This window comes from Streptomyces sp. NPDC049837 (genome assembly GCF_040674455.1).
Lineage (GTDB): Bacteria > Actinomycetota > Actinomycetes > Streptomycetales > Streptomycetaceae > Streptomyces.
Genome location: NZ_JBFAMP010000016.1, coordinates 140,074 through 151,542 on the forward strand (window position 1 = coordinate 140,074; position 11,469 = coordinate 151,542).

At 68.6% G+C, this 11,469-nt stretch carries 9 protein-coding genes and 4 pseudogenes; 7 read left to right on the forward strand and 6 right to left on the reverse strand.

What is annotated here, in order from left to right:
- The first annotated feature begins 176 nt into the window (after nucleotides 1-176).
- Nucleotides 177-902, forward strand: a complete 726-nt coding sequence (locus AB0J57_RS32580) for a DUF4241 domain-containing protein (protein WP_366131984.1) — start codon at nucleotides 177-179, stop codon at nucleotides 900-902.
- A 123-nt stretch (nucleotides 903-1,025) separates the two neighbouring features.
- Here AB0J57_RS32580 and AB0J57_RS32585 read toward each other — a convergent pair whose 3' ends face one another.
- Nucleotides 1,026-2,618, reverse strand: a complete 1,593-nt coding sequence (locus AB0J57_RS32585; RefSeq protein WP_366131985.1) for an ISL3 family transposase — start codon at nucleotides 2,616-2,618, stop codon at nucleotides 1,026-1,028.
- A 478-nt stretch (nucleotides 2,619-3,096) separates the two neighbouring features.
- Complete coding sequence (locus AB0J57_RS32590; RefSeq protein WP_366131986.1) at nucleotides 3,097-3,843, reverse strand: hypothetical protein; 747 nt, start codon at nucleotides 3,841-3,843, stop codon at nucleotides 3,097-3,099.
- A gap of 213 nt (nucleotides 3,844-4,056) precedes the next feature.
- Between AB0J57_RS32590 and AB0J57_RS32595 the strand changes: the two genes are divergently transcribed.
- From AB0J57_RS32595 to AB0J57_RS32610, 4 genes and pseudogenes are all read left to right on the forward strand, one after another.
- The gene (locus tag AB0J57_RS32595; protein WP_366131987.1) at nucleotides 4,057-4,299 is read left to right on the forward strand and encodes a hypothetical protein; all 243 of its coding nucleotides are present in this window, start codon (nucleotides 4,057-4,059) and stop codon (nucleotides 4,297-4,299) included.
- A gap of 293 nt (nucleotides 4,300-4,592) precedes the next feature.
- Nucleotides 4,593-4,925 carry a hypothetical protein gene (locus AB0J57_RS32600; RefSeq protein WP_366131988.1) on the forward strand — a complete coding sequence of 111 codons (333 nt, stop codon included), beginning with the start codon at nucleotides 4,593-4,595 and terminating at the stop codon, nucleotides 4,923-4,925.
- A 479-nt stretch (nucleotides 4,926-5,404) separates the two neighbouring features.
- A pseudogene (locus AB0J57_RS32605) lies at nucleotides 5,405-5,551 on the forward strand (ATP-binding protein); the annotation flags it as partial.
- Between the two features lie 319 nt (nucleotides 5,552-5,870).
- Nucleotides 5,871-6,257, forward strand: a pseudogene (locus AB0J57_RS32610) (transposase); the annotation flags it as partial.
- A gap of 44 nt (nucleotides 6,258-6,301) precedes the next feature.
- On the opposite strand, the gene AB0J57_RS32615 reads toward AB0J57_RS32610, so the two are convergent.
- A complete protein-coding gene (locus AB0J57_RS32615) occupies nucleotides 6,302-6,751 on the reverse strand; it encodes a nuclear transport factor 2 family protein (protein ID WP_366131990.1) in 450 nt (149 codons plus the stop codon).
- Nucleotides 6,752-6,841: 90 nt separating this feature from the next.
- Between AB0J57_RS32615 and mobF the strand changes: the two are divergent.
- Both mobF and AB0J57_RS32625 read left to right on the forward strand, forming a co-directional pair.
- Nucleotides 6,842-8,419 (forward strand): annotated as a pseudogene (gene mobF, locus AB0J57_RS32620) (MobF family relaxase).
- Between the two features lie 83 nt (nucleotides 8,420-8,502).
- Nucleotides 8,503-8,850, forward strand: a pseudogene (locus tag AB0J57_RS32625) (hypothetical protein).
- A 164-nt stretch (nucleotides 8,851-9,014) separates the two neighbouring features.
- Here AB0J57_RS32625 and AB0J57_RS32630 read toward each other — a convergent pair.
- The 3 genes from AB0J57_RS32630 to AB0J57_RS32640 form a co-directional block, all read right to left on the reverse strand.
- Complete coding sequence (locus AB0J57_RS32630) at nucleotides 9,015-9,824, reverse strand: transposase family protein (RefSeq protein WP_366131991.1); 810 nt, start codon at nucleotides 9,822-9,824, stop codon at nucleotides 9,015-9,017.
- Between the two features lie 72 nt (nucleotides 9,825-9,896).
- The gene (locus AB0J57_RS32635; protein WP_366131992.1) at nucleotides 9,897-10,283 is read right to left on the reverse strand and encodes a hypothetical protein; all 387 of its coding nucleotides are present in this window, start codon (nucleotides 10,281-10,283) and stop codon (nucleotides 9,897-9,899) included.
- A 141-nt stretch (nucleotides 10,284-10,424) separates the two neighbouring features.
- Nucleotides 10,425-10,910, reverse strand: a complete 486-nt coding sequence (locus AB0J57_RS32640) for a hypothetical protein (RefSeq protein WP_366131993.1) — start codon at nucleotides 10,908-10,910, stop codon at nucleotides 10,425-10,427.
- Between the last annotated feature and the right edge of the window lie 559 nt (nucleotides 10,911-11,469).

Consider the following 11,469-nt stretch of genomic DNA (forward strand, 5'->3'; position numbering starts at 1 on the left):
CGGTCAGCGGGGTCGCGCAGCGCGCCGGTGGGGCGTTTGGCCTTGTTGGTGAGTTACGGGTTCTGGCACAGATTTTGGGGAGCGATCACGGATTGCGACGATGCAAGAGCTGATGTCAGTGGGCCCACGTAGCTTTCGGTTGACCGCCCGGCCGGGTGGCGAGGAGGGAGTGAGACATGGAGTGGGTCAAGGACGCGCGGCTGGCAGCCGGGCCTGAGGCCACCTGGTACTTGGAGGCGGCTTTCACGCCCGGTGCTCACCTTGGGACGGTGTACGACGATCCGACGACGCCGGTAGTCGTGACGGGCATCGAGGAGCTGACGACGATCCGCGTACCGAGCGGCCGGCTCGTCGTCGATGCGCCATGGCACGACGACCAGGTCTGGGAGTACCAGAGAGGGCTGCCCACCAGGCCCCCGCGGGAGCTGGCGGTGCGCATTCCCCCGGGCGTCTACCGGGTAGAGATCGCGTGGACGGCGGGCCCGTACGAGTTCATGGGCGAGCACGTCGACGGCGTTGAGTGCGCCGCGACGCGCCTGTGCATCAGCGACGACCCTGTCGTCGGATGGGAGATGGGCCTGAGTGTCGAGGACGACATCGCCCGGCTTCAGCCGGGCGAGGAGCCCCGCTTCTTCTCCGATGCCAATGTCGGCTGCTTCGCCGACGCAGGCGCGTGGACGACCTTGTCCGCACCGTTTCGCACGTTCATAGACGGGATCCCCGCCCCGCGCGATACCGAGCAGTTGGCCGACGGGTGCGAACGGGTGCGCGACGAGTCACAGCAAGCCGATCTGGTCACGTTCGGGGCCGAGTCGGGCGGCGTCGTCTGGTTGGGCCGCACGAAGACCGGCGACGTGGCGGCGATCGTCGTCACCAGCGGCATGCCCGACGCCAAAGCATGACGTCGCTGCCGCCTCCCTCTGTCCTGCAAGTCGCACAGCCGGACGTGGCTGCTCGCCTTCACTAGGAGGAGCAGTCTGAGGAGAGGTATCGGGAGTCGCACCCCGAGTAACCACGGCGAGGCGCTACTGCAGCAGGATCATCTTCCGGAGCAGGTGGAAGCCGGCTCGGCCGTAGAGCTGTCTCTTGATCTTCTTGATGCGGTTCACGGCTCCCTCGATGCTGCCCGAGTTCCAGTCCAGGGTGAGGCCGGCGGTCACGGCGTCGAGGTCCCGCAGCAGGTGGCGTGCGAAGCCGGCAAGGCCGGGTAGCTGGCTGGCTTCGACGGTGCTGATCCAGGCAGGGAGCGTGGTGCCGAGGCGGCCGCTGAGCATCTCGCCGAAATCACGGACGTGTCCGGCGGCTATGTCCAGTTCGGGACAACGGGCCAGGACGTCTTTCAGGCCGACGCGGTCTTCCTGGGTCAGAGCGGTGGGGTGGCGGGTGAGCCAGCCGGTCACCTGCCGTACCGTCGGCGGTCGTGGCGGTGCTACGGACGGAGCCCCGTGCAAGGTGGCGATGTGGGCTCGGACCATGCCGTAGGTGACGGGTGCTTGCTCGGCAACCAGCTCGTCGTGGAGCTGGGTGACGCTGGTGCATCCTTCTGTGAATCGTCGTTCCAGGTAGGACTTGTAGGGGTCCAGTCTGCTGGGCCGAGGTCGGTTCTCGCGGAGGGTCTCCTGCCAGTGTGCGGCGTTCGCGTACCGGAGGACGGTGTTGAGGCCCCAGCCCAGGTGCCGGGCGATCGCCCGACGCGAGTGACCCTGGGCGAGCATTTCGTGGACCAGTGCGTGTGCAGCCTTCTTCCGCTCGGCCCGCCGGCCGACCGGCTCCGCGTCGTCCTGCGGCCTATCGGAAGGCGGATGGGTGTCGTGCGGCAGCACGCCGCTGGGTGTCGGGGTACGCAGGCAGTCGCGGTGAGCGGCGACGCAGGTCTCGACGGCCCGACCGAGGCCCTGCCACAGATGGAACCGGTCAGCGACCTGCAGAGCATCGGGGGCACCGCGTCGGGCGCCCTCGGCGTAGGCGCCTGCCCGGTCCCGGCAGATGATCTCCACGCCGCGGTGGCGGTCCAGCCAGTCGGCCAGTGGCCCGGCTTCACGGGTGGGGAGCACATCGACCACGCGGCGGTCTTCGACGCTGGTCAGCACGGTGGAGTAGGTCTGGCCGCGACGGAGCGCGAAGTCGTCCACGCCCAGTACCCGCGGAGTACTGAACCGCGGGTCGGGCAGTGCTATGACCCTGCGTAACAAGGTCATCCGTCCCGCACCGAAGCCCAGCTGGGTCGCCAGCCGAGCGCCAGCCCGCCCCGCCAGGGCGAGCCCCACCCGTTCCAGGGCGCGGTTGAGCCGCGTGGTGAACCGCGCATGTGGGACAGTCAGCCGGGAGAACGGCTCGGCGAACGTCCGGCGTGGGCAGTCCGTCGACTCGCAGATGAAGCGTCGGACCGTCAGCCGGATCACAAGGCCCTGATCAGCCAGCGGAAGGTCCCTCAGCCTGCGCTGGTAACGGTCGTGGACTCGGTCCGAGAAGCGGCCGCAGCCCGGGCATGAAGCGCCGCCTGCGTGACCTCTCGCCACTACTTCGATCGTGCCGAAGGCGGCCGTGACCGCCTCGACCTCCACATCGGCGATCTCCTCGAACACCAGCGGGCTCCAGAGCAGTGCGTTGGTCTGCATGACCAGCACCATCACCGTCCACTCCCGACCATAGCGGCGAACGGGAGGAACCTGAGGGAGCGTCACTTCCGGCTGTCGGCGACATGGCGTACGCCGTCTCGCACGAGCCAGACTCCTCGCAATCGGATACCGAGGTAACGCTCTGCGACGGCTCCCCAAGATCTGTGCCAGAACCCAGTAATGACGTCACTTGCCGATGGGTTTGGTAGGCACACCGATCCGCGGTCGGGTGATGTTGATGAGCTCGGGAGGCACCAGGTCTCTTGCCGGGGCGGCATCAGGTTGCTCTTGGTGAAGGGTGCTGGTCATACGGCAGATGTCGAAGGTTGAGCTGTACATGGCAATCCGGCGTGACCGGGGCGGCGGCATGCCGATGCGAGGGACCGGCAAAGCTGGCTGAAAGACCCCTGCTGGACTCCGAATCCTGGACTCCGAATGGGGGAGTATCAGGGGGAGTCACGGCAGGGTCCTTGGCCGGTCACGGAATCCAGCGGGCCTCCACTCGTTCGGCCACCGAGAAGTCAGTCCCGCAGTCCGGGCAGTCGGCTCGCCCGAACAAGTAGCGGACGCCGTGGGCCAGGCTCCGATGCCCGTCCGCCAGTGCCCGCGTGCTCAACCTGTGCGGCAACGCCTCCAAGTCTTGGGTTCGTGCCGGTCGAAGAGGCGACTTGTGCACCTCTCGCAACGCGTAGTCGTCGCTGCAGCAGAACGACTCGTCCTGTCCGATGACGACGAACAGGTCGACCCCGCAGTGCGGACAGTCGACCTCGTACTCCCCGGTCTGCAGACCCTCCAGGCAGCGATCCCAGATCTCAACGCCCTCGAAGGAGAGCAGGGCCTGCAGCAGGTTCACGTACTCCTCGGCTTCGACGCCCTGGCTCAAGCGGCGATCGGTGAGACGGTGCAGCACCCCGATCGGGGCCGAGAAGACCGTCAGAGGGCTGTCGGGCTCCGACAGCCCAGGCGAACAGGCAGCTATCGCTCCGGCTGACAGCAGCACCCAGGCCAGATCCTCCGGGCTGCAGGCGATCGCGATCTCGGCCAGCCGTGGAAGAGCTGCGTAGCTGGCGGGGAAAGCTATGTCCATCTGCGGACATAGATGGTCCATCAACTCTGACCACACACCGCTCGGGTCGGCCTTGAACCGGTCCAGGAGACCAGGCACGTGTTCCGCGGAACCGCACACGTCGATGAGCGTCGACCAATCCGTCATGCGTTCATCCAACCAGGTGGCTCCCGGCGGACTGCACCGGATGGACCGACTCCGAGATCCTTCACAGAACTGCGGTCAGAACCTGGATCTCCCCACCCGACGCTCGGGGCTGGGACAGACTGCTCACCGAGGTTCCCCCGGAACCGCTGAGCTCACCCGGTTGGGGGAGGGAGATCGTTCCGGCGGCCGACGCCACGCTGCCGCAGTTGATGCGACGTTCAGAGCATGACCAGGGATGAACGGACGATGAAGGTACTCTGGAGCGACTGGTGGCAGCGATGGCCGCGCTGGGTGGCCAGGGTAACGGTGCTGTGGGCGGTCCTGTATGCCGGCTTCGGCCTGGCGTGCGTGCTGAGCGGGACCTCGTTGCTGTACCACGGCACTGACTCGGGGGCCTCCGGGCTGGGTTGGGTGGTCGTGGCGGTGGGTGCGCTGGCCGCTTTGGTCAGTGGAGCGGTGGTGCTGTAGGGGCTGCGGCCGGCGTTGCGGGTGCTGCTCTGGGTGGTCTGCGCCCTGGCCGGGATCACCGCGTTCAGCCTGCTGATGGATGTGATCACGTTGATGCTCGGTCAGGGAGTGGACAGCCGGGCCTCTCCGCTGCGAACAAGGCCCTGTCGGCCGTCGGGGCGGTCCTGCTCGCGGCCACGGCCCGGTCCGACTGCCGGTTGGCCGGTAGTGCCGTACGAGCACCGTCCGCTGCACCGCAGCTCGTCCGACTCGCCGCTTGGGCAGGGACGCTGGCCTTTGTCCCGTACGCGGCGATGAAGCTGGTCTGGGCGTCCGGCGGGACATTCGCTGGGATCACCGGTGAGGAGATGCTCGCGGTCTCGGAGCGCAACGGCGCCTCCGGGGTCTTCCTCACCCTGGAGTCCTGGGGGCTGGACCCGACCGCGCTGCTGGCCGTGCTCGGCATCTTTCTGCTCTGGGGCCTGGTCCGCCCGTGGGGTCAGGTCTTCCCGCGCTGGACGCTGCTCCTGCACGGCCGACGGGTGCCGCGCTGGCCCCCGCTCGCCCCGGCTCTGCTTGGCGCTGCCACGCTCGCCCCGTCGGCGTTGTGGGGGTCGGATACTTGGCCCTGGCCACGGCCGACGTAGTGACGATGAGGCGCGGCGATTTCCACTCCTCGGGCGACGCGCTGCTGGTCGGCTGGATCGGGATGGTCGCCTTCGCCGTCTACGGCATCGCCCTGATCATCGCGGCCCGCTCATTACTGGCTTCGGACGCGCCCCGCTCACCAGACGACGGTCGTCACAGACTGACCGTCCATGGCCAGCCAGATACCGCCAACTGGCCACGGAGGGTTTCAACTCGTCACTGACGCCAAGGACGAGCCGAGCAGTCCAGGATGAGCGAAACACCACCGCAATCGCCCTGAGCTGCTCGGCACGGGCCGCACACTCCGAGGCGGGCCGCCCAGACCCCAGTTGCCGAAGCAGCCGGCTGGGGAACGAAGAAGCAGCGCTGGGAAAATCGGAGATCCGCATCAACCCGAGCTCCTGACCTGCCTCCCGGCTCTCGGCCTGGAACATCCACGAATGCTGTCGCAGATGATGAAACTACCCGGGACAACGGCTGGCTGTCCGTGGCGCGTCGTGAAGGCAGGACGGGGCCGCGGTCACGTCTGCGGTTCACCGTGACGCGGGAGGTGCGGGATCTTCTCGCGCTATGGGGCGGGAACGTCTCCGCGGTTTACCGGGAGCTCGTCGCCCGTGCGGCGAAGGCATCTTCGCCGGGTTCGGCCCGCTGGGCAGTACTGGTCTGCCGTCCCTGACTTCCTAGCCGAGGGCTGCAAGCTGCGCTCGCCCCAGCCACCTCGCCCTGAACGATGCAGGCCCTGGAAAGGAACGGCACCAGGGCTGAAGCAGCCCGAGAAGACCATCTGGCCTGCGTGTACCGCCCACTACGGGCCCTCCTGGGCCGTGACTGAACCCGATCTGATGCAGGGCTGCCCGTTCCCCCCTACCCACACCCAGAAGACCATCGACAGACGGAAGAAGGGCTGGCTGCCACCGGACTACGGTCTGCGCGAGCTCCAGCATCCACTGTCGGTGCTGATCACGGCGGGGCAGCAAGGCGACTCGCCGCAGTTCGAGTCGGGCCTCGACGCTATTCGGGTGCCGCGGATCGGTTCTGGTCGGCCCCGTAGGCGACCGGACCGGGTGCGGGCCGACAAGGCGTACGACTTCCGCCGTAACCGGGCCTACCTGCGCAGACGCGGTATCAAGGCGACCATTCGGGTCCCGGCGGACCGAGTCCGCAACCGCCAGAAACTCGGCTCCCGAGGCGGTCGGCCGCCGAAGTTCGACAGGACCGACTACCGCGAGCGCCACGCGGTCGAGTGCGGGATCAACCGCCTCAAGCGTCACCGATCCGTGGCCACGAGATACGACAAGCTTGCGTCCGCTACGGGGCGACCGTGCTGGTGACAGTCCTCAACGAGTGGCTGTGACCAGTGGGTTTGCCGTCGACCTCAGTCTGTCGGTGTCGGCACGGCGCAGGCATCGGCGATAGCCCGCGTGTCCCAGTAGAACGGACGGACCTCGGTGATCCGCCCGTCCTTGACCGTGATCGCTTGCAGAATCGGGAAGCTGAGTTCACGGCCGGTCGCACGAGCACGAGCACGGACCTGTGTGAGCACGACCGCAGTCTCACCGGTGGCAAGAAACTCCTGCTCCACCATGTCGAACGACTCCCACACCTCTCCCATCATGAGAAAGAACTGCGCCATGCCGTTGTGCCCACGCCAAGTGCCTCCATAGGGCAGAGCATCTGCTTGATGCAGCTCGACATCCGGCGCAAAGAATGGGGCGAGCAGGTCGAACGAAGCCTCGCCCGGGCCTCCTGCCGCCAAGTACTCCGCCTCAGCCGCATACATGCCGGTGAGGACTGTTACTGACTCCGTAGTGGATGACATCGTCATGCCGCCAGCATGATCACAGCAGGAAAATCTTGCTGGCGGCAATCAGACATCGTTGTGCGGCGCGGCCGGCACTTCGCAACACTGCGGGGCTTGGCCGCGCTCGGCCTGATGGACGGGGACGTGGTGACCGAGCGGCAGGCCGAACTGCTCCTGGGGGAGGGCCGGCACCCGGACGCCGACCGGATCGAGCGCGAGCTCCTGGCGCAGGGCAAGAGCCCGGCGCAGGCCGGCGGGCGACCGTGCTGGGCAGGCCCATCGAGCACAACTGCTCACCCAAGACCGACAAGGCCAAGGAGCGCCCCCTGGCTGGCCTTCGACTTGGTGTTCCGGCCCCCGCCGACGGCCCACCTCGCGTGGGCCCTGATGGACGACGAGCACCGCCGGGTGCTGGAGCTGTGCGGCGATGTCGCCCGCGACAAGACGCTGGGGTGGCTGTAGGAGTCGGTCGCGGAGATCCGCTCGAAGGCCGGCGGGAAGCAGCGGGCCCGGGTCAAGGACGGGCTGATCGTCGCGGTCTTCCGGCACTACGAGTCCAGGGCCACGGAATGGAGACCGCTGCTCCACGCGCACGCGGTCGTGTCGATCCGTGCCCGGCGGCCGCACGACGGGAAGTGGGGCAACCTGTCGGCGGACTCGCTGATGGCCCACATCGTCGCGGCCGACACCCTCTACGTCCTGTGCTTCATGGAGGAGGTGTCCGCCCGGCTCCGGTGGGCGTGGGAGCCGCGCGAGGTGACGCCCGGCCGCCGGCCCGTGATGGACATCGCCGGGATCGAGCGGCGGCTCATCGGCTGGCAGTCGACCCGCCGCCAGCAGATCGAGGACGCGCTGCCCGTCCTGACGGCCAAGTACGAGGAACGGCAGGGGCACGCGCCGGGGGAGCGGGCCGCCTACGCGCTGGCCTGCCAGGCCGCCGACCAGACACGCCCGCCCAAGCGCACGGAGCTGCTGTCGCTGACCGAGCTGCGGACGCGATGGCGCACCTCGGCGATCCGGTCGTTCGGGGCCTGCACCGTCTACCGGCTGGCGGAGCGGGCGCGGGCGGCGGCCGCGGCCGTGTGGGCACGGGTGCGGCCGGTGGTCGATATCGCCCTGGCGGCCGTCGACGTCGTCGCCGTGGTGTACGTGATGCGCGGCGCCTTCGCGCGCCACCACCTGCTCGCCGGAGCCCGCCGCCACCTCTCCTACGTCCTGCGCGGTCGGCCCCACCAGCCGGGCCTGGACGTACAGATCGTGCAGACGGTCGTCGACGACTACACCCGCCCGGCGAGTCGGCGGATGATGACCGCTGACCTGCGTGCCCTGTACCCGCGCGACACCGAGGACCAGGCCGTGCTGCGCCCGCTGACCCGCAAGCGCACCGCCCCGCCGTACGAGCGAGCCCGCCTCGCCGCCGACGCCCTGGCCGCTCGGGTCCATGCGGTGTGCCGTGCGGAGCGACTGGGCTCCCGTACCCGGCTGCGCACCATCGCCGTGCCCGCCGCCTCGAGGCCGTACCCGCGGCCGTTCCGCACCGGCCCGAAGGACGGCCGCCTCCTGGGGCCGGAGACAGCCGTCGACATGGTGGAACAGACGCGCCAGACCTTGGAAGCCGCCGCCGCGCAGGTGGCCGCCACGCTCCAGGACAGTCGGCGGGCGCGCGAAGCCGCCCATGGCCCCCGCCCGTAGCCCACCCCGGCGACGGCCCCGCCGCCGCACACCCAGCAGCCCGGCACCCAGCACACGCCTGGCCGGACCACAGGAGGAGTCACGTGAACACCCTGGAAGAACGCCTCAACCCCGACGAAGCCCGCGCCCGCGCCCGTGCCGCCCGCTTGGAGATGGCCGCCGCGCTCAACGAGGACCGGGAGCCCGACCCCGACGAGCCCCTGTGATGGCAGCCGATCTGGAAGCGCCCCCGGAAGCCGAAGTCGAAGGCGGCGAAGAAGGCAGGACTGCGCAAGCAGCGGAAGCGACTCCAGGAAGCCGGGAAGCGCCGCCTCGCCGCCGCGCAGTCGCGCCGGCCCCGCTCCCGGCAGAACCGGATCGGCAACGCCGCCGCGCGCCGCGACGCCCGCGCCCTGTCCCGAGTCCGGCACTCCACCGCCTGGCTGTGGTGACGATGCCGGACATCGTCCACCGAGTGGAGTCCACCGAGTGAGCCTCCGCCAAGCTAAATTCGCAGGTCAAATGGCTTGTGTGGTCGGTCCTCGGGGTGCTCGTGCTGGTCGTGGGCGGGAGCCCACGGAGAAGATCACCCGTCAGCGGTTGATCTCGAGGTTCGTCAGAACGAGCAGAGCCCGCAGAAGTCGGGTGGGCGGGCGGGGTCGGTGCGGGGCTTGGTGAGGATCCGCCAGTTCTTGAGGTGGGCGAAGCCGTGCTCGACGGGTGCGCGTCCGACGGCCAGGACTCGGTTGGCTTCCTTCTGACCCGGGCTGAGCTTGTGGGTGCGGCTGGTGGTGTAGCCGGTGACGATCACGGGGGCGAGGATGTCGTTGTCCAGGCCTCGGAAGCCAAGGTCGGCCAGCGCCCCGAGGCCGGCGGCCTGCAGGTGGGCCAGGATGTGGTCGTGGCGGGCAGCAGTGTTGTCGTGGGTGCAGCCGGGCCGGGCAGCGGATATCCAGATCAAGCGCCCGTTCTCATCGGTCAGGGCAAGAAAGTGCAGGCCGTGGCTGCGGTGCTTGCCGGAGTAATTTCGCCGGTCGGCCTTGCTGGTGCGGCGCTGGGTGCGGATGAGGGTGCCGTCGATCAGGACCACTTCCCCGCCCTGCTTGGCGACCTTCTTCAGGGCGCGGTCCAGGCGGGGCGCCTGGGCGGCGAGCAGTCCGACCAGCTCGTCGCGCCAGCGGCGGACGGTGGATTCGGACACGTTGTTGCCGCCGGCCATGTCGGCCAGGCGCTGGTCGTGGCGTAGTACGGCCAGGACGATCACCGCGATCTTCCCCGGCGGCAGGATTCGCCACCGGGACCGGATTGCCTTCAGACGGCGTCGCAGCAGGTCAGTGAGGTGGTTGACGGTGCGCGTGGACAGTGGCAGACGGCACTGGTAGACAAGAGGACAGGTGTCCTCGGTGCGCTCTTTGGTATTCGTCACACAATTCCAACGGCCGTCGGGGGCACCTTCGTTACGCCCGTGCCGGTCCGCTCCGAGTAGTGGCTTTCCTGGTCACAGGCGGGTGGTGAACCGGCCGTCGGGCAGTTTGCGGAGCGAGCCGCGATCGACGAGTCTGACGAGCTTGCTGCGTAGCGGTTCCAGCTTGGCCTTCACGCTGACGTTCACCCCCACCACCTCGCCGACCTCGCGGGCCATGACCGGTCCGCCGGCCTGCCGCACGGCGGCGATGATGCGCTGATAGTCCCACGGCAGCGTGTCCTCCTTCACGCCCGATTCGCGGTGCGGGATCAGCATCACCGCCCGGCCGCCCACCTGCCTGGGCACCGGACCGGCGGAGGCGCGTTCCTCGGCGAGCTGCCCGGTCATCCGTTCAAGCACGCGCTCGGCGACTGCGAGTTCGTCCCGCTCGGCTCGCACTTCCGCCAGATGTTTGGCCAACTGCTCTTCGAGTTCGTCCAGTTCCGCGCGCCGCGCGGTGATCCGTTCCAGCAGTTCGGGATCCAGTGCACCGGATCGTAGAGGGGCACCCGACCCCCAGCAGGTAGGAATCGGTTGTCCGGGGAGTGCCGGGTGGCTGGGTCAGCGGGGCGGGAGGGAAGCCAGAGAGAGGTCCCACTCGTCAGCCGCGTGCAGCAGCGCTGCGGCGTCCAACCTGACCTCCACCACGTACTGGTAGATGTCAGCCCCATCATCGCCCTGTTGCCACGGAGGTGCCGCCTCCAGAGACAGATGAACGCGGATCACCGCGGTCCCGCCCTCGATTCGATGGGCGAGGCTGAAAGCCACGACCGGCTCGATGAACCACGTGTCCGGCGACAGCTCGCCTTCGGCATCAGGTTCGGTGACGTCCACCGTACCTGCGGCCACCGCGCGCAGCCACGCGGACACCTGGCGGGCCTCATCGGTGAGCAAACACGGATCGGCGAAGGACCACTTTCCCTCAGGAGTCGCCACCGTGCCCTCAATGACCAGCCAGTTGTCGTCGTACGAGTCGCCCCGAACGGTGGCGAACTGATAGCGCACTGGGCGGAGGTCGACACTGCTGGAGAGATCGTTCAGGAGCACTGGGCCAGGATGTCATGCGCTGGCCAGCAGCGGACTGCGCCCCCAGCCCAGGTGCACGGGCCAGAGCGCCGCCCCTGACTCCGTTTCGGAGACAATCCCGACCCCTGCCCGACGATCTTCTCGATGGGCTCCCGCCCACGACCAGCACGAGCACCCCAAGGATCGACCACACCAGCCCTTTGAATTCAGGTTGGCAGCAGCTCACTCTGGTGCGCACCGGATGACGATGGACGCCACCGAGGTGCGCACCGCGATGTCCACTGCACCCGGTGCGCGCACCGGCACCCCCTCCTCCAGGTGCCCGAGTTCGCGCGTGACCCCTTGTCCACCTCTGCTGCCCGGCCCATGCCTCCTTGCCACAGCGCCTTTCGGCCGCCGATCAGACTGCGGTCAAGGGGGTGCGTGATACGCGGCCCCGGCCGGGCTCCCGGCCGGGCTACCCGGCCACGTTCTCGGGGTCAGTTTCCTCGGCGTCGCGGTATCGCGGAGCTGGTCTCCGGCATCGGGATCGGCGAGCTGAACCAGGTCGAGGCGCCGGGCAAGGAAGTCGTGATCGTCC

Bases quoted from the DNA above. Each gene is read 5' to 3' on its own strand.
- AB0J57_RS32600 (WP_366131988.1), top strand. From the start codon at position 4,593: ATGAAGCTGGTCTGGGCGTCCGGCGGGACATTCGCTGGGATCACCGGT.
- AB0J57_RS32580 (WP_366131984.1), top strand. From the start codon at position 177: ATGGAGTGGGTCAAGGACGCGCGGCTGGCAGCCGGGCCTGAGGCCACC.
- AB0J57_RS32615 (WP_366131990.1), bottom strand. From the start codon at position 6,751: ATGACGATGTCATCCACTACGGAGTCAGTAACAGTCCTCACCGGCATG.
- AB0J57_RS32595 (WP_366131987.1), top strand. From the start codon at position 4,057: ATGACCAGGGATGAACGGACGATGAAGGTACTCTGGAGCGACTGGTGG.
- AB0J57_RS32585 (WP_366131985.1), bottom strand. From the start codon at position 2,618: ATGCAGACCAACGCACTGCTCTGGAGCCCGCTGGTGTTCGAGGAGATC.